Origin of the sequence: Bacillus sp. ISL-47 (assembly GCF_018613175.1) — a bacterium.
Taxonomy (GTDB): Bacteria; Bacillota; Bacilli; order Bacillales; family Cytobacillaceae; genus Cytobacillus.
Genome location: NZ_JAGGQS010000014.1, coordinates 33,601 through 54,100 on the forward strand (window position 1 = coordinate 33,601; position 20,500 = coordinate 54,100).

The 20,500-nt window shown below is 41.4% G+C and carries 20 protein-coding genes; 13 read left to right on the plus strand and 7 right to left on the minus strand.

Annotated elements, in window-relative coordinates; all coding sequences use genetic code 11:
* Positions 1–3 precede the first annotated feature (3 nt).
* The 12 genes from J7I93_RS05820 to J7I93_RS05875 all read left to right on the plus strand — a co-directional run bounded on the left by J7I93_RS05820 (position 4) and on the right by J7I93_RS05875 (position 12,624).
* The gene (locus tag J7I93_RS05820; RefSeq protein ID WP_214724218.1) at positions 4–1,002 is read left to right on the plus strand and encodes an ABC transporter ATP-binding protein; all 999 of its coding nucleotides are present in this window, start codon (positions 4–6) and stop codon (positions 1,000–1,002) included.
* A 107-nt stretch (positions 1,003–1,109) separates the two neighbouring features.
* Positions 1,110–2,738 (plus strand): peptide ABC transporter substrate-binding protein, encoded by a 1,629-nt coding sequence (locus J7I93_RS05825; RefSeq protein WP_214724220.1) that lies wholly within the window; start codon positions 1,110–1,112, stop codon positions 2,736–2,738.
* 487 nt (positions 2,739–3,225) lie between these two features.
* Positions 3,226–4,146, plus strand: a complete 921-nt coding sequence (locus J7I93_RS05830) for a S66 peptidase family protein (RefSeq protein WP_214724222.1) — start codon at positions 3,226–3,228, stop codon at positions 4,144–4,146.
* A gap of 13 nt (positions 4,147–4,159) precedes the next feature.
* Positions 4,160–5,266, plus strand: a complete 1,107-nt coding sequence (locus J7I93_RS05835; protein WP_214724224.1) for a dipeptide epimerase — start codon at positions 4,160–4,162, stop codon at positions 5,264–5,266.
* Between the two features lie 85 nt (positions 5,267–5,351).
* On the plus strand, positions 5,352–6,281 hold the full coding sequence (locus J7I93_RS05840; protein ID WP_214724226.1) for a C40 family peptidase: 930 nt from the start codon (positions 5,352–5,354) through the stop codon (positions 6,279–6,281).
* Between the two features lie 2 nt (positions 6,282–6,283).
* Positions 6,284–7,294 carry an ABC transporter ATP-binding protein gene (locus tag J7I93_RS05845; RefSeq protein WP_214724228.1) on the plus strand — a complete coding sequence of 337 codons (1,011 nt, stop codon included), beginning with the start codon at positions 6,284–6,286 and terminating at the stop codon, positions 7,292–7,294.
* 1 nt (position 7,295) lies between these two features.
* Complete coding sequence (locus tag J7I93_RS05850; RefSeq protein ID WP_214724231.1) at positions 7,296–8,081, plus strand: serine hydrolase; 786 nt, start codon at positions 7,296–7,298, stop codon at positions 8,079–8,081.
* Between the two features lie 154 nt (positions 8,082–8,235).
* Positions 8,236–8,676, plus strand: a complete 441-nt coding sequence (locus J7I93_RS05855; protein WP_214724233.1) for a MarR family winged helix-turn-helix transcriptional regulator — start codon at positions 8,236–8,238, stop codon at positions 8,674–8,676.
* Between the two features lie 223 nt (positions 8,677–8,899).
* The gene (locus J7I93_RS05860; RefSeq protein WP_214724235.1) at positions 8,900–9,850 is read left to right on the plus strand and encodes an ABC transporter permease; all 951 of its coding nucleotides are present in this window, start codon (positions 8,900–8,902) and stop codon (positions 9,848–9,850) included.
* A complete protein-coding gene (locus J7I93_RS05865) occupies positions 9,843–10,796 on the plus strand; it encodes an iron chelate uptake ABC transporter family permease subunit (RefSeq protein WP_214724237.1) in 954 nt (317 codons plus the stop codon). Before J7I93_RS05860 ends, J7I93_RS05865 begins: the two co-directional genes overlap by 8 nt.
* Positions 10,790–11,548 (plus strand): iron ABC transporter ATP-binding protein, encoded by a 759-nt coding sequence (locus J7I93_RS05870; protein WP_214724239.1) that lies wholly within the window; start codon positions 10,790–10,792, stop codon positions 11,546–11,548. Before J7I93_RS05865 ends, J7I93_RS05870 begins: the two co-directional genes overlap by 7 nt.
* 119 nt (positions 11,549–11,667) lie before the next feature.
* On the plus strand, positions 11,668–12,624 hold the full coding sequence (locus J7I93_RS05875; protein ID WP_214724241.1) for a siderophore ABC transporter substrate-binding protein: 957 nt from the start codon (positions 11,668–11,670) through the stop codon (positions 12,622–12,624).
* Positions 12,625–12,831: 207 nt separating this feature from the next.
* On the opposite strand, the gene J7I93_RS05880 is transcribed toward J7I93_RS05875, so the two are convergent.
* The 7 genes from J7I93_RS05880 to J7I93_RS05910 all read right to left on the minus strand — a co-directional run bounded on the left by J7I93_RS05880 (position 12,832) and on the right by J7I93_RS05910 (position 19,369).
* A complete protein-coding gene (locus J7I93_RS05880) occupies positions 12,832–13,557 on the minus strand; it encodes a YqcI/YcgG family protein (protein ID WP_214724243.1) in 726 nt (241 codons plus the stop codon).
* A 436-nt stretch (positions 13,558–13,993) separates the two neighbouring features.
* Positions 13,994–14,425 (minus strand): DUF4395 domain-containing protein, encoded by a 432-nt coding sequence (locus J7I93_RS05885; protein WP_214724245.1) that lies wholly within the window; start codon positions 14,423–14,425, stop codon positions 13,994–13,996.
* Positions 14,426–14,556: 131 nt separating this feature from the next.
* Positions 14,557–16,254: a mechanosensitive ion channel gene (locus tag J7I93_RS05890; RefSeq protein WP_214724247.1), complete on the minus strand. Its 1,698-nt coding sequence runs from the start codon at positions 16,252–16,254 to the stop codon at positions 14,557–14,559.
* A gap of 202 nt (positions 16,255–16,456) precedes the next feature.
* A complete protein-coding gene (locus J7I93_RS05895) occupies positions 16,457–17,092 on the minus strand; it encodes a pyridoxamine 5'-phosphate oxidase family protein (protein ID WP_214724249.1) in 636 nt (211 codons plus the stop codon).
* Between the two features lie 54 nt (positions 17,093–17,146).
* Complete coding sequence (locus tag J7I93_RS05900; protein ID WP_214724251.1) at positions 17,147–18,040, minus strand: EamA family transporter; 894 nt, start codon at positions 18,038–18,040, stop codon at positions 17,147–17,149.
* Between the two features lie 166 nt (positions 18,041–18,206).
* Positions 18,207–18,644, minus strand: coding sequence for a Dps family protein (locus tag J7I93_RS05905; protein WP_214724253.1), 438 nt, complete (start codon positions 18,642–18,644; stop codon positions 18,207–18,209).
* A 143-nt stretch (positions 18,645–18,787) separates the two neighbouring features.
* Positions 18,788–19,369 carry a YqaA family protein gene (locus J7I93_RS05910; protein ID WP_214724255.1) on the minus strand — a complete coding sequence of 194 codons (582 nt, stop codon included), beginning with the start codon at positions 19,367–19,369 and terminating at the stop codon, positions 18,788–18,790.
* A 219-nt stretch (positions 19,370–19,588) separates the two neighbouring features.
* Here J7I93_RS05910 and J7I93_RS05915 point away from each other — a divergent pair, with 219 nt between their 5' ends.
* Positions 19,589–20,473 carry a sulfite exporter TauE/SafE family protein gene (locus J7I93_RS05915; RefSeq protein WP_214724257.1) on the plus strand — a complete coding sequence of 295 codons (885 nt, stop codon included), beginning with the start codon at positions 19,589–19,591 and terminating at the stop codon, positions 20,471–20,473.
* The last annotated feature ends 27 nt before the right edge of the window (positions 20,474–20,500 follow it).

The window sequence follows — 20,500 nt, forward strand, 5'->3', positions numbered from 1 at the left end:
AGCATGGAGAAAGTACTGGAAGTAAAAGACTTGCATGTCACATTTACAACTTACGGAGGCGAGGTTAAGGCAGTAAGGGGAGTAACATTTGATCTTTTCAAAGGTGAAACACTGGCGATTGTCGGTGAATCAGGATGTGGAAAAAGCGTAACTTCCCAAAGCATTATGCGCCTGATTCCCTCTCCGCCCGGCAGAATAGCTGCAGGGGAAGTCTTGTTTAATGGACAGGATTTGACCAAATTAAAAGAATCGGAAATGAGAAATATTCGCGGTGCGGACATTTCTATGATATTCCAAGATCCTATGACGGCTCTAAATCCAACGATTACAATCGGAGAGCAAATTATCGAAGGGATTATGCAGCATGAAACGATTTCAAGGCAGGATGCCCGTAAAAAGGCACTGGAAATGCTTGATTTAGTCGGAATCCCTAATCCGCTTGAACGATTGAAGCATTATCCGCACCAATTCAGCGGAGGAATGAGGCAACGTATTGTCATTGCCATGGCCCTGGTCTGCGAGCCTGAAGTGCTGATTGCGGATGAACCAACTACAGCATTGGATGTAACCATCCAGGCACAGATACTGGATTTATTTAAAGATATCCAAAAGAAAACAGGGGTTTCCATCATAATTATCACCCATGACCTTGGGGTTGTTGCCCAGGTAGCTGACCGTATTGCCGTCATGTATGCCGGAAAAATTGTGGAAGCAGGGGAAAGAAGAGAAATCTTTTATAATCCTCAGCATCCATATACAAAAGGCTTATTAAATTCAGTACCACGGCTGGACCTGGATGGTGCTGACCTGGTGCCAATCGGGGGATCGCCCCCAGACTTGTTTTCACCGCCAGCGGGTTGCCCTTTTGCAGCACGATGCGATTTTGCGATGGAAGTCTGTGAGCGGGTCTACCCATATAAAACCCACCTGAGCCGGGAACACCATGTTGATTGCTGGCTCCAGGATGAGCGGGCACAGAAAATGCTTGCAGGTGTTAAATAGGTTTTTCCTTTCACGGTGTTTATTTTGTGCAGTGAAAGTTATTATTCTTTCAGCTGCCACTGGCAGCTGATATAGAAAGAAACAAATTTAATAGAGGGGGAAAAAGTATGAAAAAGTTTTTATCTCTTATGCTGGCGGCTGTATTGCTATTTGTAATGGCAGCTTGTACGGCAAACGAAAATGCCGGCAATGAAACCGATAGCAAGGATGGTGGCAAGAAAGAGGAAGAAAGCACTGAGAAAGTTCTTTATTTGAATAATGGCCAGGAGCCAACTTCATTTGACCCTCCAATTGGGTTTGACTCTGTTTCCTGGAGCGCGTTAAACAACTTAATGGAAGGTTTAACTCGTTTAGGCAAAGACCATGAGCCAGAAGCAGCTATTGCTGAAAAATGGGACGTTTCAGAAGATGGAAAGACTTATACATTCCATATTCGTGAAGATGCGAAATGGTCAAATGGCGATGATTTAACAGCAGGCGATTTTGAATTTGCCTGGAAGCGCCTTTTAAACCCTGACACTGGGTCTTCAGCAGCATTCCTTGGCTACTTCATTGAAGGCGGAGAAGCTTATAACAATGGAGAAGGCTCAGCTGAAGATGTGAAAGTAAAAGCTGTTGATGAGAAGACATTTGAAGTGACTTTAACAAGTCCTCAGGGCTACTTTTTAAGTGTAATTACAAATCCAGCTTTCTTCCCGATTAACGAAAAGGTAGCAACAGAAAACCCGCAGTGGTTTGCTGAAGCAGAATCTTTTGTTGGAAACGGTCCTTTCAACTTAACAGAATGGGAGCATGACAGCCATTTTGTAATGGAGAAAAACGACCAGTACTGGGATGCTGGAAATGTAAAACTGGATAAAGTTCACTGGGCAATCATTGATGATACCAATACTGAATACCAAATGTACCAAACTGGCGAGCTTGATGTATCTGATGTTCCTGCAGAGCTAAGCGAACAGCTTTTAGGAGAAGCAAATGTTGAAGATCAGGCTGGTGATTATTTCTACCGTTTTAACGTCAATATGGAACCATTCCAAAACGAAAACATTCGTAAAGCGTTTGCTATGGCAGTAGATCAACAGCAAATTGTTGATTATGTAACAAAGAATGGCGAAAAGCCTGCATATGGCTTTGTTTCTTACGGATTTACTGATCCGTCTGGAAATGACTTCCGTGAAGCTGCAGGTGACCTTGTGAAAACAAATGTAGAAGAAGCAAAAGCACTTCTTCAAAAAGGTATGGAAGAAGAAGGTTATGCTACACTTCCTGAAGTAACTTTAACTTACAGTACAAGCGATTCACACAAAAAGATTGCTGAAGCACTGCAGCAAATGTTCAAAGAAAACCTTGGTGTTGATGTAAAGCTTGCCAACATGGAATGGAATGTATTTGCAGAAGAACAAAAAGCGCTTAAGTTCCAACTATCAAGAAGCTCTTTCCTTGCTGACTATGCTGATCCAATCAACTTCCTGGAAAACTTCCAAACAGGACATTCAATGAACCGTACTGGATGGAGCAATGAAAAGTACGATCAGTTAATAAAAGATGCCAAGAATGAAGCAGATGAAGCAAAGCGTTTTGAACTGATGTACGAAGCAGAAAAAATCCTATTTGAAGAAATGCCGATTATCCCTATCCATTTCTACAACCAAGTTTATCTTACAAATGAAGCAGTTTCAGGTATCGTCCGCCATCCAGTGGGTTACATGGAACTTAAGTGGGCAGATAAGAAGTAAATCTTCTGAAGAATGATTTGAAGGTGACAGGAAAAAGGGGTGTTCGCTCGAACATCCCTTTTTTTAAGAAGAAATACTTTGACAGACAAGGATTCCTGAACTTTGATAACTGTCTAGCTCCGAGCACCATCGTCTTGAGTCTTAAGCTTGGCTAACTGCGGCTCCTAGGGACTCGAGGTCATAAGCCGATTCCTTTCAGAAGGAAAGAACACCTTCTTACAGTAATCGTCTTATGCTTGTCGTCCCTAAGCAGTCGCCTTCGTTTTTCAGGCAATCATTTCTGAAGGAAAAGAACGCCTTCTGCCAGCGCTTGTCTTAAGATTGTCGCCGATAAGCGGGTGCCCTGCGCTTCTCAAATTATTTCCCGAAAAATAATAGATTTTCCCGAAATTTAGCATATACCCTCGAAAATGAATTCATTTCCCAAACAAAATTCTTACCGATGGAGCATATAATGCTAAATACCAACTTAAAAGGATGTGACAGCATGGCAATCAAACCACTCCGCCTTAATAAGGGAGATGCGATTGGAATTATTGCACCGGCAAGCCCGCCTAATCAGGATAATTTGAAGCGTTCTTTATCCTTTTTAGAAGAGCTGGGATTAAAGGTAAAAATGGGGAACCATGTTTATGATCAATATGGCTACTTGGCTGGAAAAGATGAAGACCGTCTGGCAGATTTACATAAGATGTTTCTTGATAAGGAAGTAAAAGCCATTATCTGTGCAGGGGGCGGTTATGGCACAGGCAGGATTGCTTCACAAATCAATTATGGCCTTATAAAAGACAATCCGAAAATATTCTGGGGCTACAGTGATATTACCTTTTTGCATACTGCTATTCGCCAGCAGACCGGGCTTGTCACCTTTCATGGGCCGATGCTTGCTTCTGATATTGGAAAAGAAGACGCTGACCCTATATCCAAGCAGTATTTTAGCCAATTATTTGAACCTGAGGTACTAGATTATCCAGAAGGAATTTCAAATCTGGAAACGATGGTGAAGGGAAGTGCTGCAGGAACTTTAACCGGAGGAAACCTTTCGCTTTTGGCAAGTACGATTGGTACGGCATATGAAATCGATACAAAAGATAAGCTTATGTTAATAGAAGATATCAACGAAGAGCCCCGTGCGGTGGACCGCATGCTAAACCAGCTCCATATGGCAGGGAAGCTTGAGGATGCGGCCGGCTTTATCATCGGCGATTTTAATAATTGTGTTCCGCAAAGAGAGCTTTCCCTGGAACTAAATGAAGTGCTGGAGACTTATATTAAAAAGGTAAATAAACCGGCTTTAAAAGGCTTTAATATTGGCCATTGTTCCCCTCATATTTCTGTTCCCCTTGGTGTAAAGGCGGAATTGGATGCAACCAATAAAAAGCTGACGATTGAAAGCGGCATTGAGTAAAAGGGTGGTATAGATGAAAATAAACAAAATTGAGACAAACAGAGTTGCAGTACCACTGAAAAAGCCATTTAAAACAGCATTGAGAACTGTCGAGACAGCCGAAACAATTGTTGTAAAAGTAACGTGTGATAACGGGATAATCGGCTGGGGAGAAGCACCTCCGACTGTTGTGATTACAGGTGACAGCCTTTCAAGTATAGAATCGGCTATCCACCATGTATTAAAGCCTTTTTTAATAAACAAAAGCCTTTTAAACTATGAAGATATCTTTCAAGGAATTCAGTCAGCTTTAATAGGAAATTCAAGTGCCAAGGCTGCAGTTGATATGGCGCTTTATGATTGCCTGTCCCAGCAATGTAAATTGCCTCTTTACCAATTTCTGGGTGGACATAAAAATGAAGTGGAAACGGATTATACGGTTAGTGTCAATGGACCGGAGGAAATGGGCGAAGATGCCGTTTCTTATGTACAGCAAGGATTTGATGTCCTGAAAGTAAAGGTCGGCAAGGACGATATTTTAACAGATATCGAGCGAATTCGGGAAATCCGCAATCGGGTCGGCTCTAAAATTAAAATAAGGCTCGACGCAAATCAGGGCTGGAAGGCGAAAGAAGCTGTCTATGCGATCCGCAAAATGGAGACCCTCGATTTAAATATTGAACTTGTCGAACAGCCTGTAAAAGCATGGGATATTGAAGGGCTTAAACAGGTTACAGATGCGGTTGATACACCGATTATGGCTGATGAAAGTGTCTTTACTCCTAAGCAGGCTTTTGAAGTAATCAAAACGAGAAGCGCGGATTTAATTAATATAAAGCTGATGAAATCAGGAGGCATCTACCAGGCGCAGATTATTAATCAGCTGGCAGAGGTCTGCGGGATGGAATGCATGGTCGGCAGCATGATTGAAACACGAATTGGGATTACAGCGGCTGCACATTTTGCAGCCAGCAAAAAAAATATCACCCGCTTTGATTTTGATGCCCCATTGATGATGGCCAAGGAAGTGGTGGATGGGGGCATTCGGTATACAGGCCGGAAAATCACTCTTCCAACTGACCCGGGTCTTGGAATCAGGAATGTTTCTTTAATTGAGGGCAAACAGGAATTGCCTTCTTAATTAAGTGATATAGTCGGAACATTGCGCTTTTTCAGAGACTATTTATTAATAGGCACATGTGCCTTATAAAAAGGAGGAGTTCGTTTTGACAATACAGCAAAGATGGCTGGTTTCAGTTCCGGTAGCAACCTTGTGGACGGCATTTGATTCCTCAAGGGATATAGACCGGGAGGCAGTCAACAATCCAGTCGACCTGGATTCCTGGCTTGAGAAACTAACATATAAGCCACGGTTGGAGCTTTGCGACAGAAACCTTGTACAATCGCAGGTATTATACGGGCAAGAAATAATTGTGCTGGAAGAAAAAGAGGATTGGGCCCACGTGGTTATACCAGATCAATCCTCTTCAAAGGATGAGAGAGGATATCCAGGGTGGATCCCCAAAGCCCAGCTTGTACAAAAAAGTGATTGGAACCTGGATAGCAGCCAGGTTGCTGTCGTGCAGAAGAAAAAAGCAGAGCTTTACTCAATAGATCAAAAACCGGAAATAGTTTTAAGCTATCAAACGGTTCTGCCGGTTTTGAAAGAGAATGCTGAATGGATAAAAGTGCAGACTCCTTCAGGAGATGGCCTTCTAAAGAAAGATGATGTGAGTGTACATGAATCTCTGGACAGCCTTCCAAAAGGGAGCGGAAAAGACATCGTTGCAGCCGGTGAACAATTTTTAAACCTGCCGTATTTATGGGGCGGGATGAGCAGCTTTGGCTATGACTGTTCGGGATTCAGCTATTCCATGTGCAAAGCTAATGGATATATCATTCCGCGTGATGCGCATGATCAGGCTGTAGCAGGAAACTCAGTTGAGATGGATGCCCTGGAACCGGGAGATTTATTGTTTTTTGCATATGAAGAAGGAAAAGGCAAGCTTCATCACGTAGGCATCTATTATGGTGAAGGGAAATTGCTTCATTCTCCCAATACTGGTAAAACAATCGAAATAATCGACCTGAAGGATACCATATACGAAAAGGAATTATGTGCAGCTAGACGCTACTGGCAAGAGACGGAGGAATAAAGATGCCAAATGAAGCATTGTTAAAAGTCAATAATCTAAAAAAGCATTTTTCGATGGGCAAGGGACAAACCTTGAAAGCGGTGGACGATGTTTCCTTTCAAATCAACAAGGGCGAAACATTTGGAATTGTAGGAGAGTCAGGATGCGGTAAGTCAACCGCGGGGCGTACGATAATCGGTTTATATGATGGTACTGAGGGCGAGGTTATTTATGACGGAAAAAACGTCCATAAAATGACTGAAAAAGAAAGATTCGCTTTTCACCGGAAGATGCAAATGATTTTCCAGGATCCGTATGCTTCCTTAAACCCAAGGTCTACGGTTCAAGAAATCATCTCAGAGCCTATGGAGGTCCATGGCTTATATCCGAATAAAAAGGAACGTCTTGAACGGGTGTATCAGCTTTTGGAGGATGTTGGGCTGAATAGGGACCATGCTAACCGTTACCCTCATGAATTCAGCGGCGGGCAGAGACAAAGGATTGGGATTGCCCGCGCATTGGCGCTCGATCCGGAGTTCATTATCGCTGATGAACCCATTTCAGCGCTTGATGTATCCGTTCAGGCACAAGTTGTGAACCTGCTAAAGGGGCTGCAGAAAAAGAAGGGCCTGACCTATCTGTTTATCGCCCATGATTTATCAATGGTTAAACATATCAGTGACCGTATTGCCGTTATGTATTTGGGTCACTTGGTTGAATTAACAACAAGTGAAAATTTATATAAAAATCCTCTCCATCCATATACTCAGGCATTATTGTCTGCGATCCCTATTCCTGACCCTGATGTCGAGGATCACCGGGAAAGAATTATTTTGGAAGGAGAGCTTCCAAGCCCAATGAATCCGCCAAGCGGCTGTGTATTCAGGACTCGCTGCCCATATGCAATGGAAGCATGCGCCACAATGAAGCCCGAGTGGCAGGAAATTGAAAAGGAACATTATGTGGCATGCCATCTATACAATGAAAAAGTCACAGGAGACAATAATCGGCCGCAGGTAGCGGTGACTAAATAAGATGGGCTTCCTTGAATTAAAGGCTGAAATTCTTGAACTGGCCAGCCGCTGTGAAGGCCGCGTTGGGTTGTTTATCCAAACAGAAGAAGGCATTATCGAAGAGAATGGCAGTGAGGTGTTTTCTTCAGCGAGCTTAATTAAGGTGCCCATTTTATTGGCGGGGCTTTCTCAAGCGAAGAATAGTCTGCTTCAACTGGATGAGGAAGTTCAGATAAATGATGCAGACCGGGTTGGCGGATCTGGAGTATTGCAGTCTATGTCTAAAGGTTTGAAGATGAAAGTCATAGACTTAATGACGCTTATGATTATTGTGTCGGACAATGCAGCTACGAATCTCGTCATTGATTTGATAGGGGAAGAGGAAATCAATGGCTATATGAAAAGTATCGAACTGAAAAACACAGAACTCAATAGAAAGATGATGGATTTTGAGGCTTTAAAAAGGGGTTTGGATAATAAAACAACTGCCATAGATATGGTGTCCTGCTTAAAGACTTTGACAGAGCGTTCACTTTTACCTGAGAAAAATAAGGCTTTGGCGAAACGGATCTTGGACGGGCAGCAGTTTAAAAACAAATTGGCAAACACTGTGGACCCGGCGAAAGTACAGGTAGCTGGTAAAACAGGAGAACTGCCGGGAATTGAGCATGACTGTGCCATATTTACCGGTAATCGAAAAATAGTATACGCTGCAGTTCTTGTTGACGAGCTGAAGAACCAGACAGCCGGAAGAGAAGTACTCTCCTCAATAGGGAACCGGATATACCGTTATATGATGAAGGACTAAAGAACCGTTCTGATGAGTCCGGTTCTTTAGTGGTTTAAGGAGAGAGTCACCAATGATTAGTTATAATTATAAACAATTTGAAATATACTTGCATCAACAAGTATTTTCTTTTAAACTTAATAGTGTAAGCTCCTGAAGAGAAGAGGAGAACATAATGGCAAAAAAAAGGTATCTATTAGATGATTCTCTTGGCTACAAGCTTTTCCATGCTTCCCGCTTAATGTCCAATCGCCTGAACAAGAATTTCAGGGATGCAGGTTTTGATGTGACATACGAGCAATGGCAGATCTTGAGCCGACTTTATGAAAAAGACGGGCAAACCCAGAATCAGCTTGCTATGAAAAATGAGCGAGATCAGCCAAGTGTATCAAGGCTGGTTGATAATATGATTAAAAGAGATTTGGTTGTCCGGATTAGTGATAAGGCTGATAAGAGAATTAATCTTATTTACCTGACAGACAAGGGCAGGGAAATGGAAAATGGTCTCACGTCACTTGCTTTAAAGACGATTGAAGATGCATCAGGTTCAATCGATGGAAAGGAGCTTGAGACATGTCTCCGTGTTCTGGACCAGGTAAGGGAAAATCTCAAGTGAGATTTCCTGCATAGTACTTGTCTAAACAAGTAAAGCCATTATTTTTTATCCGATAATGATAATCCTTCTCATCAAAGGCGTTGACACTGCTAAAAATTACCTTTAAAATATAGGTATAATTGATAATGATAACCATTATCAATTATTTTTTAAGCTAATAGTGAGAATGATTATTAGTTTCATATTTTAAAGACTTCACTCTAGGAAAGTGTTAGGAACTGTTATGAAAAAAAGGCATTTAATCAGTATTCTTATTATTTTATCCTTTACCTCATTATTTATTGGGGTTAAGAATGTAAGTCCACTCGATTTGTTTAATATGAGAGAAGACCAGCTGCATATTTTAACAGCCAGCCGATTTCCGCGGCTTATAAGTATCATTATTGCGGGGATGAGTATGAGTATTGCCGGATTGATTATGCAGCAGCTGTCCAGAAACAAATTTGTATCTCCGACCACGGCGGGTACGCTGGATTCAGCCCGGCTGGGTATACTGGTTTCTCTTATGCTGTTTACTTCAGCTAGCCCTTTCATAAAAATGCTGGTGGCCTTTGCTTTTGCGCTTCTGGGAACTTTCATTTTTATGAAAATACTGGATAGGATCAAGTTTAAAGATGCCATCTTTATCCCGCTAGTGGGGCTAATGTTTGGAAATATCATAGGAAGCATCACAACCTTCTTCGCACTGAAAGAGGATTTGGTTCAAAATATGTCTTCATGGCTGCAGGGGAATTTTTCTATGATGATTCAGGGGAGATATGAGCTCCTGTATATTAGCATTCCGATCGTCCTCGTTGCATACCTCTATGCCAATAAGTTCACTATTGCAGGAATGGGAGAGGAATTTTCAGTTAACCTTGGGCTTAACCATAAGCAGGTTGTGAATGTAGGTTTGATTATCGTTGCTCTTGTCACAACAGTGGTCGTATTGACGGTGGGAATGATCCCTTTCCTGGGCTTGATTATTCCTAATATCGTGACCATCTATCAAGGAGACCACTTAAAGAAAAGCCTTTCCCATACAGCACTGATGGGCGCAATATTTGTACTCATATGTGACATCTTCGGACGCGTGATTATTTATCCATATGAAATTCCGATCGGTGTAACAGTAGGTGTGATTGGCAGCGGAATTTTTCTTTATTTGATCATGAGGAGAAAGGCATATGAGTAAACAAGCAAAAATCGGCATCCTTGCAGGCGTATCCATTATTTTGATTTTAGGTTTTTTATTTATCGATTTAGGAAGCAATTGGGACTACGCACTTCCTAAAAGAGGGAAAAAGGTCCTCGCCATCATTCTAACGGGCGGTGTCATTGCCTTTTCAACAATGATTTTCCAGACAATTACGAATAACCGAATTCTAACGCCAAGCATTATTGGCCTGGATTCCCTATATATGCTAATTCAGACCTTCCTCATCTTCGTACTGGGTTCGATGAATGAGACAGTTATGAACAAAAACATTAATTTTATTATCTCGGTAGGATTGATGGTATTATTCGCAGGCCTGCTATACCGCATTCTTTTTAAAAAAGAGGGCGGCCAAAATATCTATTTTCTATTATTAGTTGGAATTATATTTGGAACCTTTTTCCAAAGTATATCCTCTTTCATGGAAGTCCTGATTGACCCGAATGAATTCATGATTGTGCAGGATCGAATGTTCGCAAGCTTCAATAATGTGAATACAGATCTCCTAATCATTGCAGTGGTTCTTATCACCTTAACAGGAATGTATTTTTACCGTTTTGCAAAATACCTCGACGTGCTTTCCCTTGGAAAGGAGCAGGCGGTAAATCTGGGCGTTGACTATGATTATGTCGTAAAAAGGCTCTTGATTATTGTTGCCATCCTGGTTTCGATTGCGACAGCTTTGATCGGACCAATCACATTCCTTGGCCTGCTTGTCGCAAATGTTGCACATGAATTCATGAAAACGTTTCAGCACAAATACTTAATTCTGGGATCAATTCTAATTAGCATCATTGCTCTTGTCGGGGGCCAGCTGATCGTGGAAAGAGTGTTTAGCTTCTCCACGACCTTGAGTGTCATCATTAACTTTGCCGGCGGTGTATATTTTATCTATCTTCTATTAAAGGAGAATAAAACATGGTAGATGTCGTGAATGTCTCAAAACAATATGGAAGTAAGTATGTAGTTGAAAATGTTTCAGTTAGTATACCAAAAGGAAAGATCACCTCTTTTATTGGACCCAACGGTGCTGGTAAAAGTACTCTTCTTTCGATGATCAGCCGCCTTATCTCTGCTGATGAGGGGGAAATATTAATCGAAGGCAAAAGGCTGGATCAATGTAAAAGCAAGGACCTTGCCAAACAAATTTCCATCCTCAAACAATCCAATAATATTAGCATCAGGCTGACAATCAGGGAGCTTGTTTCATTTGGGCGCTTTCCTTATTCACAGGGGCGTTTGACAAAAGAGGATTGGAAGTATGTCGATGAAGCTATTGAGTATATGGAGTTAAAGGATATTGAAAACAAATATCTGGACCAATTGAGCGGCGGCCAAAAGCAGCGGGCTTATATTGCAATGGTCATTGCCCAAAATACAGATTATATCCTTCTGGATGAGCCTCTTAATAACCTGGATATGAAACACTCGGTGCAGATTATGAAAGTGCTCCGCAGGCTGACCCAGGAAATGGGCAAAACTGTCATAATTGTTATTCATGATATCAATTTTGCTTCCACCTATTCGGATTATATTGTCGCTTTAAAGGATGGCAAGGTAGTCAAGGCTGGCACGACAGATGAAATTATTTCTTCTCCGGTGTTAAAGGAAGTCTATGATATGAATATCCAAATTCAAGAGTTTAACTGTCAAAAGTTTTGTATGGTATTCAACTAATGGTTTCTTAAAATTGAGTGCTGTTCAAAGGGCAAGTAGGGGAAGGGCCCTCCTCTATGAAGAGTTCTGGGATCAGCGGGCAATTATTGAAATAATATTATTCTATGAGGTGAACAAACATGGTAAGAAGGTTATCGTTGTTTTTAATAATGGCTGTGTTGGCGATTGTGACAGCAGCTTGCGGCACAGAAACATCACAAGAAGCAAATGGCTCAGGTGAGGGCAGCAAAACAGAATCAAATGAAATCACAATTAAGCATCAATTAGGCGAAACACCGGTAACAGTGAATCCGGAAAAGGTAGTAGTTTTCGATTTCGGTGTGCTGGATACATTAGATAAGCTTGGCGTCGAAGTAACAGGCGTTCCCCAGATGAACATCCCTAAATATCTTTCAAAGTTCGAAGACAGCAAGTATGAGAATGTTGGAAGCCTGAAAGAACCTGATTTTGAAAAAATCAGCGAAATTCAGCCGGAACTAATTATCATTTCGGGAAGGCAGCAGGAAGCATATGAAGAATTAAGCGAAATTGCTCCAACTATTTTTATGGGTGTTGATACTTCCAAATACATGGAATCCTTTAAAGAAAATACCAAAACATTAGGCGAGATTTTCGGAAAGGAAGAAGAAGCAGAGAAAGAGCTTGCCAGTATTGAAGAGTCCATCGCAGCATTAAAAGAGAAAGCAACTGCAGATGGAAGCAATGGCTTAATCATCTTAGCGAATGAAGGAAGCCTTAGTGCATATGGACCTGCTTCCCGCTTTGGCATTGTCCATGATGTGTTTGGTGTTAAGCCTGCTGATGATAAAATTGAAGTTTCCACTCACGGTCAGAGCGTTTCTCCTGAATATATTGTAGAAAAAGATCCGGACTATCTATTTGTCATCGACAGAGGGGCAGCGGTGGAAGGTGAATCCTCCGCTAAACAAATTATTGAAAATGAACTTGTCAAAAAGACAAAAGCGTATGAAAATGATCATATTATCTACTTGAATCCTGATTATTGGTACCTTTCTGGCGGAGGATTAGTTTCTGTAGCAGAAATGGTGAAGGAAATTGAGAAAGGATTGGAATAACTGGCAAAAATAAAAGAGAGCTAAATCATCACTGATACAGTTCTCTTTTTGTATTTGAGAGAAGCTTAGCTTCAGCCGATAAATCATCAACAACGGAATTATATGGTCTACTAAAGCTTTATATCATCAGCTAAGTAGGTAATGTCAGCAACTTTAAAGAACTATCCGCCAAAGAGGCTTGGATATTTTACGGTCCAAGCCTTTAACTTATCTATGATGAAAAGGGCATTTCCCGTCGATTGGTTTAACATCATCGCCAATAAAGTATTGCTTCCACTCCCGGTGTTCGGGATCCCCGTAATGGCTGATGTTTGGATGGGTAGGGAGGCCGTCCCACTTTTCCACACGTTCCCTTACTTTTTCTCTGGACATAATGCCGCCTTTGGATGTGCCCTCAAGCCCTTCAAAGATTCTGCGGGGCTGAAATCCTAGTATCAGGCTATTGCCTAGGTCTCTTGTTTTTCTTTGCTTATAGGCAGGTGCATTTCCAAACACGAAGAACGGTTCTTCAGCAAATGAGAATGCCCATAAGTGATGGTCGGGATCTGTTGGATAATCCTTCGGCCAAGGCTTTGTATCGATTTTATGCAAATACTGAAGGACATTCCAGAAATACTCTCTGTAATGTTCCAATGATTTTTCATCTTTCTCCGGCTCTACAAATACAAAAAGGCCGTGTCGAATCATTTTGGGAGCATCGAAAAGATCGATAAAGGACTCGAGCGCTTCCGGCAGATTGGACCAGTCCTCCCGTGTAATATAGGCATAACGCAGCTCGCCCCTTAGCTCTGCTGTCATCCCAAAATAGCAAGGAAACGTTTTATCTGTTACTGTATCATGAAAGTTTTGGTATTCTTTGATGACCCACTCTGGTACGATATCGGGGTTAGTCATATCTTCTTTCGTTAAAAGAACTCTACTGGCAGTTTCCATTTTTTCACCTCAGAAATGATTTAAAAGAACAATGTCGAGATTTGAAGCTATATGATTTAAGTACCCCACAGAAAGTCCTTTGAAACAAATGGGTCAAAAAGGAAGGCTTTTTTCTAAAAGATTGTTGCTTTTGAATAAGTTTGTGAATAAAACATTGATAAATAAGGTTGGTTGATGGAGCGCAAGGTGCGAGATCCTCGAAAATGTATTCGCATTTTCTTCGTGCGGTGTTAATTCAAGGAAGCCTATTCAATGTCCTGCGAGAGAAGTGGGACAGGTGAGATCCCACAGGCGCTGCGCGCCGAGGAGGCTCACCGCCCACCCCGCGGAAAGCGAGCATCCTGGAGCGGAAATCAACCTCTCCGCAATACTTGTTTAAAAAGCAACAAAGTTTGCGAAAACAGCCAAAAGGAAAAAGACAGCCAAAGTGGCTGCCTTATGCTTTGTCTAATGATTTTCTGTATTTATATTGGTTCAGCTGAAAGCGGATATAACAGCCAATGCAAAATCCAAGAATGGCAATAAATGCAGATAAAGCAACCATAGCTGTAAAAATATATCCGGCGATTGTCCATCCGATCAGGAAACTAATTAGACCCAATGCCAGGCAAACAACTGCAATACATTGGTTAAACTGCTGCTGACCCCAATCTTCCGGTATATATTCGATAGGCTTCTTTATTAAAAAAAGCTTTGCAATACGCATAATAGGATTGAAACCAAACAATAATCCCATTATGCCTGCGAGCAGCGGTATGGCTAGAATCCAAATCTGAGCAGAAAGCCATGAGGCTATAACACTCAATACAATGGACCACTGATTGGTTCTGACTAGAGGACGGGGGATGGAAGAAGGCTTAGTTGCCAATTTATTATCCGACCTTTCTTATTGGTTTTGTTGGTATTAGTATTGTACTTAATTTTTTTGATCTTGTGAAGGAAAAAGGCCGAAAAATAATAAAAGCACGTCCTTTTGGACGTGCTTCACTTGGCATGATTTTATGGTTTCATCGGCCCATTGTTTTCATCCATGCGATTATTGCGTGGATTTAATGGATCATTAGCCGGATTTCTGGTCGGATCCGGGCTTGATGGGTTTATCGGTTTATCTACGTTAGTAGGGGCAGAGGACGTGTTGCCTGGTTTCTTCACAGGCATTGCTTCTTTCATCACTCTTTTTGTATCTGCATCTTTATTAATGGTTGTTTCTTCAATTTTACGATCAAGCTTTTGAAGATACTTGGCAGCAAAATCTTTTCCGCCAAGACCAAAAGATAATCCGAATGCAAGTGCCAATGCGCCAAGTGTTAGAATAAAGGCAGCATTGACAATGGAGGCTGCAAGGCCAAGCTGGTCAAGTGCCATAAAGATGGAGATAGCAACTATGGCTGCTTGCGCAACGTTTGCCAGGAATTTATAATGCGGTCCTTGAAGCACTGTGCTAAGCAGTTTTTTCACAAGGCTGCCGAGCCATAAGCCGACTCCAAGAATAACGAGAGCCGCAATGACATGAGGCAGGTAAGCAATAACGCCAGTTGCAAGTGTCACTAAGAAATCAAGACCAAGTATATTAAGGGCCTGAACAACAAACAAGAGGACAATAATGACTTCAGCAATATAGCCGATAACCTGGGAGAAGGTCAAACCACTGCCTGTTGCAGGAGATTTGTTCAATCCCATTCCAGAGAAGTAAGAATTAAATCCGATGCGTTCTAATAGGCTGGAAACAAACTTTCGAACCCATTTTCCGATCCATACACCAATCAGCACAAAGAAAATGGCTACGGCAATATTCGGCAGCATGGTCAGAACGTCATTCAGCATCGCAATGGCTGGCCCGGAGATACCTTCAATATCCAATCGTTCTAACGCAGCGATTACTGTTGGAATTAAAATTAGTACGAAAACAACGGTACCAATCACAGAAGCAAGGCTTGTCCCTTCAAATAAACGAGTTAAGCCAAGTTTTTTCGTTAATTTCTCAGTTCCGATTGCTTGCAGGAAATTCGTTACGATATCGCGCACAATTTTTGCAACAAACCATCCTACTAATAAAATAAGGGCTGCTGCCAAAAGCTTAGGCAAGAATGCCAGGATACTTTCCAGCATGCCAGTGAACGGTCCAGCGATGCCATTCAGGTTTAAAGCACCCAATACAGCTGGCAGGAAAATAAGCAAAACAAGATAAAAAACAACTTTTGCAACCTTATCGATTACATTGGAAGGCTGCTGCTTATTGTCGGTTAAATTCCATTTATCCAATTTTTCATGAACTTTTAGCGTTTTACCACCTTTTCTAATTAAGAAGCTGAGACCGGAAGCAATAAGCCATGCAAATAAGAGAATAAGAGCTGCTTTTAAAATGCTGGGAACTGCAGCCATGATCGAGGAGAACATGCCCACTAGTGGAGTTGCGATAATATCAAGATCAAGAATATTGAAAAATAAGATGAACACGAATACTAGCAAAAGGTAGTAAATGATCTTACTGATCATTTTCTCGGATGAATATTTTCTGTTTGCTTTATCGGGGAATACCTTGTCATCCAGGCTGGTTTTACGAAGTCCTTTTAAAACGGCCTTTTCAATGGCTTTTGCGATAACCCATCCAATTAATAAAACTAAAAGTGCTAATAATAAGTCAGGCAGCTTGGCCAAAAGGTAATCAAACCCGCCCCAATACCGATTATTGTCCAATATTGTTCACTCCTTTAAGAAATTGTATTTTTGCATACTTTCATATACCCAATCCTTTTTGGAGTAAACAGAGAGATGCTTAAATAGACTCTCCAGATGGACTTATATAGAAAAAAGGCTTTGGACAAGTCCAAAACCTCCGCTATAATCATTCTTCCGCGAAAATTACCATATAACCGCAAAACCCAATATTGGATCGAGCCTAATAAAGCCTCTTCTCATAGCTTTCCAAAAGGGCGTTTTCAATCTTTTCACTGTCCAGCCCAGGCAGATTGACATGGTCAGCAAGGATTTGCGCGGGTTTAGGCAAATCTTGTTTATCCAGCCAATGGCTTTGATCCCAAAGCTTAGATCGCTTAAAGGCTTTTGCGCAGTGAATATAGCATTCGTCCACTTCAACAGCTATTCCCAGAATCGGATTCTTGCCATAGGCTGCCATTTGTTCTAAAATCTTCGAATCTCTAATAATTCTTGCATGGCCATTGATTCTTAGTGTTTCCTCAAGTCCGGGAATTGCAAAAAGCAGGCCAACATGCGGGTTGGAAAGGATGTTGAGCAATGAATCCATCCTTTTATTGCCCGGGCGCTCAGGTATAACGAAAGTATGATCATCTAGGATATGTACAAAGCCAGGGGCATCACCGCGCGGGGAAGTATCACATCTGCCCGCACTGTCAGCGGTTGAGAGAAATAATATCGGAGACTGTCCAATAAATTCCCGGCAATGATGATCGAGTTTATGTATGATTTTATTGGCTGCTGTCCTGCTGGGGGTGCCAAGCAATAAACGGAGCTCTTCCTCAGAATCAATTACTTTTTTAAAAACTGTATCTAGCAAAAAAACCCCTCCTCATTCATTTATGTATTCAAGAAAAAGGAGGGTTTCCCCTCCTTATGTGCTATAACGATTCTTTGAAACTTTTTTAAAAGAAAACTGTGGAATGCTGATTCCGATCAGGATTAGGACAATTCCGAAGGTCTGTGCTTCCGTGATTCCATCTCCAAGCAGAAGCATGGCAGCAGCAACAGCAGCTGGAAGTTCCGCAGAGCCAACGATAGTGGCAAGTCCGGAGTCTATGTGCGGAGAGCCGATTGCAAAGAAAATAATCGGGAAAATGGCGCCGAATAAAGCCATCAGCAGTCCGAATTTCCATAATCCTTGCAATTGAATACCGCCTCTGATTAAAATTTGTCCGGAAACTGCTGCAACCAGAAGAAGGCCTCCAAGGGTAATAAAGATGCTTCGCTGGATACCAGGAATTCCTTTTCCAACCTTGCCGCTTGCGAAAATAAACAATGCAAAGGTAACAGCAGATAGGAGTCCGTAAATTAATCCTTCAGCCTTAATGGGAGCGGAGCCGCCGGCAGTAAGATTGCTTGCAAATACTGTACCAATAATCAGCAGGAGCGAAGAAATAAGTTTTGCTTTGCTTGGTTTCTTTTTTTCATAAAGTGCTTCTATTAATATTCCAATCCAGGTGAATTGGAATAACAGAACAACAGCTATAGAAGCAGGATTCCGGTCAAGGCTCAGCCCATATAGAATCCCCGTTAAACTTAATGAAGCCCCCGTAATTAACAAAGCCGCTGTTTGTTTAAAGGTAACTTTCGTTTTCTTAATAAAAGGGAAGGAAAGCAATAGCAAAAGGAGCCCAAATAAATATTGGCTGCCTGTCAGCTCGTGAACAGTATGGCCTGCCTGAAGACCAAGCTTAACAATGGATGCCAAGATACCATAACTGCATGCGCCAAGAAAAATGAATAAAGAATACTTTAAATTTGCCATTATGGAAGCTCCTTTCTAAGTTGTATGAACTAATCAGGTCAATCATAACATCTCCCAGCAGCTGTTGGGGAAAAATAATTGCGCCCTTTAGAAGATCATAAAGTATTCTTCTGAACATAAATAAAGAGCCAGTGATTCTTCTCACTGACTCTTTTTCTATATTAAGTTACTCTCCTAAGTAGGCATTTAGCATCCAAATGTGAGTATCAAGTTTTTCAATCAGCCCGATTGCAAAATCTGCAGTTACTTGGTCTTCGTGGTCCTCAGAGGCTTGAGCCAATGAAATTAATTGTTCTTTTAAATGTTTGTAATCTGCAGCCAGACTGGCAACCATGTCTTCCGCTTTACTTTCGCCATTTGACTCTTCCAGGGTAGCAACACTTAAATATTCCTTCAGAGTTGCTGCAGGTGTGCCGCCAATAGCCAGCAGGCGTTCCGCTGCTTCATCTATAACTTCTGCTGCTTCATTATATAACTCCTCAAATTTTTCATGCAGAGTAAAGAAGAGTGGCCCTTTTACAAACCAGTGATAACGATGCAATTTAGTATAAAGAACACTCCAGTTTGCAATTTGAACATTTAATGCTGAATATAATTTTTCCATTAAAAAATCCCCCTTTGATTAGCTTGTAACTTTATTATAACAAATATTTAATTAAAATCAATATTAATTTATAATAATTATAAATAAGGTTTTTATAGGGGAAATGTTCAAAGAAAAAATCCCGGTTTTAAACCGGGATAGATTTACACTGTTTTATTTCTTTTTTTTATAACAAGGTAAATAACATAAACAACAAGAATAATTAGTCCACCGATAAGCGTTAGCATTGTAAAGTTTTCTTCAATAAACGACTTTGCCTGTGCCCCCAGCACCATAATGATGGCTGCTTCTAAAAAGAAACGGGCTCCTCTGCCGATGATGGACCAGATAACTAAGACTCTCAAACGAATATTTGATATTCCGGCAAAAATGGTAAAGACTTTATAAGGAATCGGAGTAAATGCGGAGATTAAAATCGCCATCGCGCCATATTTCGTGAAATAGTCTTCAACCTTCTGGATTCTTTCTTCCGAGATGATGTATCTTAAAACAGGGCGGCCAAGTTTTTTTCCGATAAACCAGCCAAGAATGGCGCCAAGTACGGAGGCGACTGTGGTAATAAATGCGTACCAGAGCACACTATCCGGGTTGGAAACCCCCATTGGAATCAGCAGTACATCAGGTGGAATTGGAAAGAAAGAAGAATCGGCAAAAGAGACGAAAAACAAGCCAAAGACGCCATACTCCATGAGCCATTCTTCAATTGCATGAATCATTTCAGACATTTATTTTATTCTCCTTTATAGCTTTCATAATCACACATGTGAAGTATACCACTTTTCGGGTCAGCCCGTCATGCTGGAATGGATTGTTAAGGGTTTGGGCTATTTATCATGTTCGAAAAACTGCAAATACTGATGATCGATTCCTATAAACCCTGCTAAGTATGGTAAAGTGAAATAGTATCATCGAAAAGTACATACTTTTATAAGTGAGGCTTTCTTATGGAATATCTTTTATTCATTCTTCTAGGGGCACTGATAAGTGTGCTCTCAGGTTTCTTTGGGGTAGGCGGAGGATTTATTTTGACCCCGACTTTAATGCTATTTGGATTTTCTCCTATTGAAGCAATTACAACAAGTTTGCTATTTTCAATCGGAACCTCGATTTCCGGCATTACCGCTCATATCAATATGAAGAATATTTTGCTGAAGCAAGGCCTTATTCTCGGCTTAAGCGGAATGGCTGCAACACAGGCAGCTCGGCCTTTTGTATTTTTCCTGGAAGAAAGAGGCTGGGATGAGTGGGCGGTCCCCATGTTCTATATCGTCCTGCTGTCTTACTTTGCTCTTACCATGCTGAAAAGAGGAAGGAAGTCAAAATCTGGTGCAGAGAACACGAGTGGAAAATCTCCTTCCATTATAAAGATGGTTTTAATCGGCTTTTTTGCTGGTTTTGTTTCAACCACACTGGGGGTTGGCGGGGGCTTTATTATGGTGCCTCTTTCGGTCGCATTCTTGGGATTATTGCCTAAAAAAGCAGTGGGCACCAGTTTATTTGCCATTTTATTAATTGTTACAGCAGGTTTTCTCTCTTATGCAGCCACAATTTCTATTGATTATTGGATTGGCATTTCTTTAGTGGCGGGCGGCCTGGTCGGATCACAGCTCGGTGCAAAACTTACCTCCTACTTTGAGAACGAAGAAATTACCTATATGCTTGGTGCTCTATATATGGCAACGGTTGCCAGTGTTATTCTTAAATTAGTAAATCTTAACTATTCGGGTCTTATTTTAATGGCTATATTTGTCGGCGGCTTTTTGGTTAGAAGCCTGGTTAAAGTGAAGGTGGCAAAGTCCCGTTATAAAGAGAGAAAGGAGAGTCCGTAACGGCCTCTCCTTTTACATGTGCGCCCG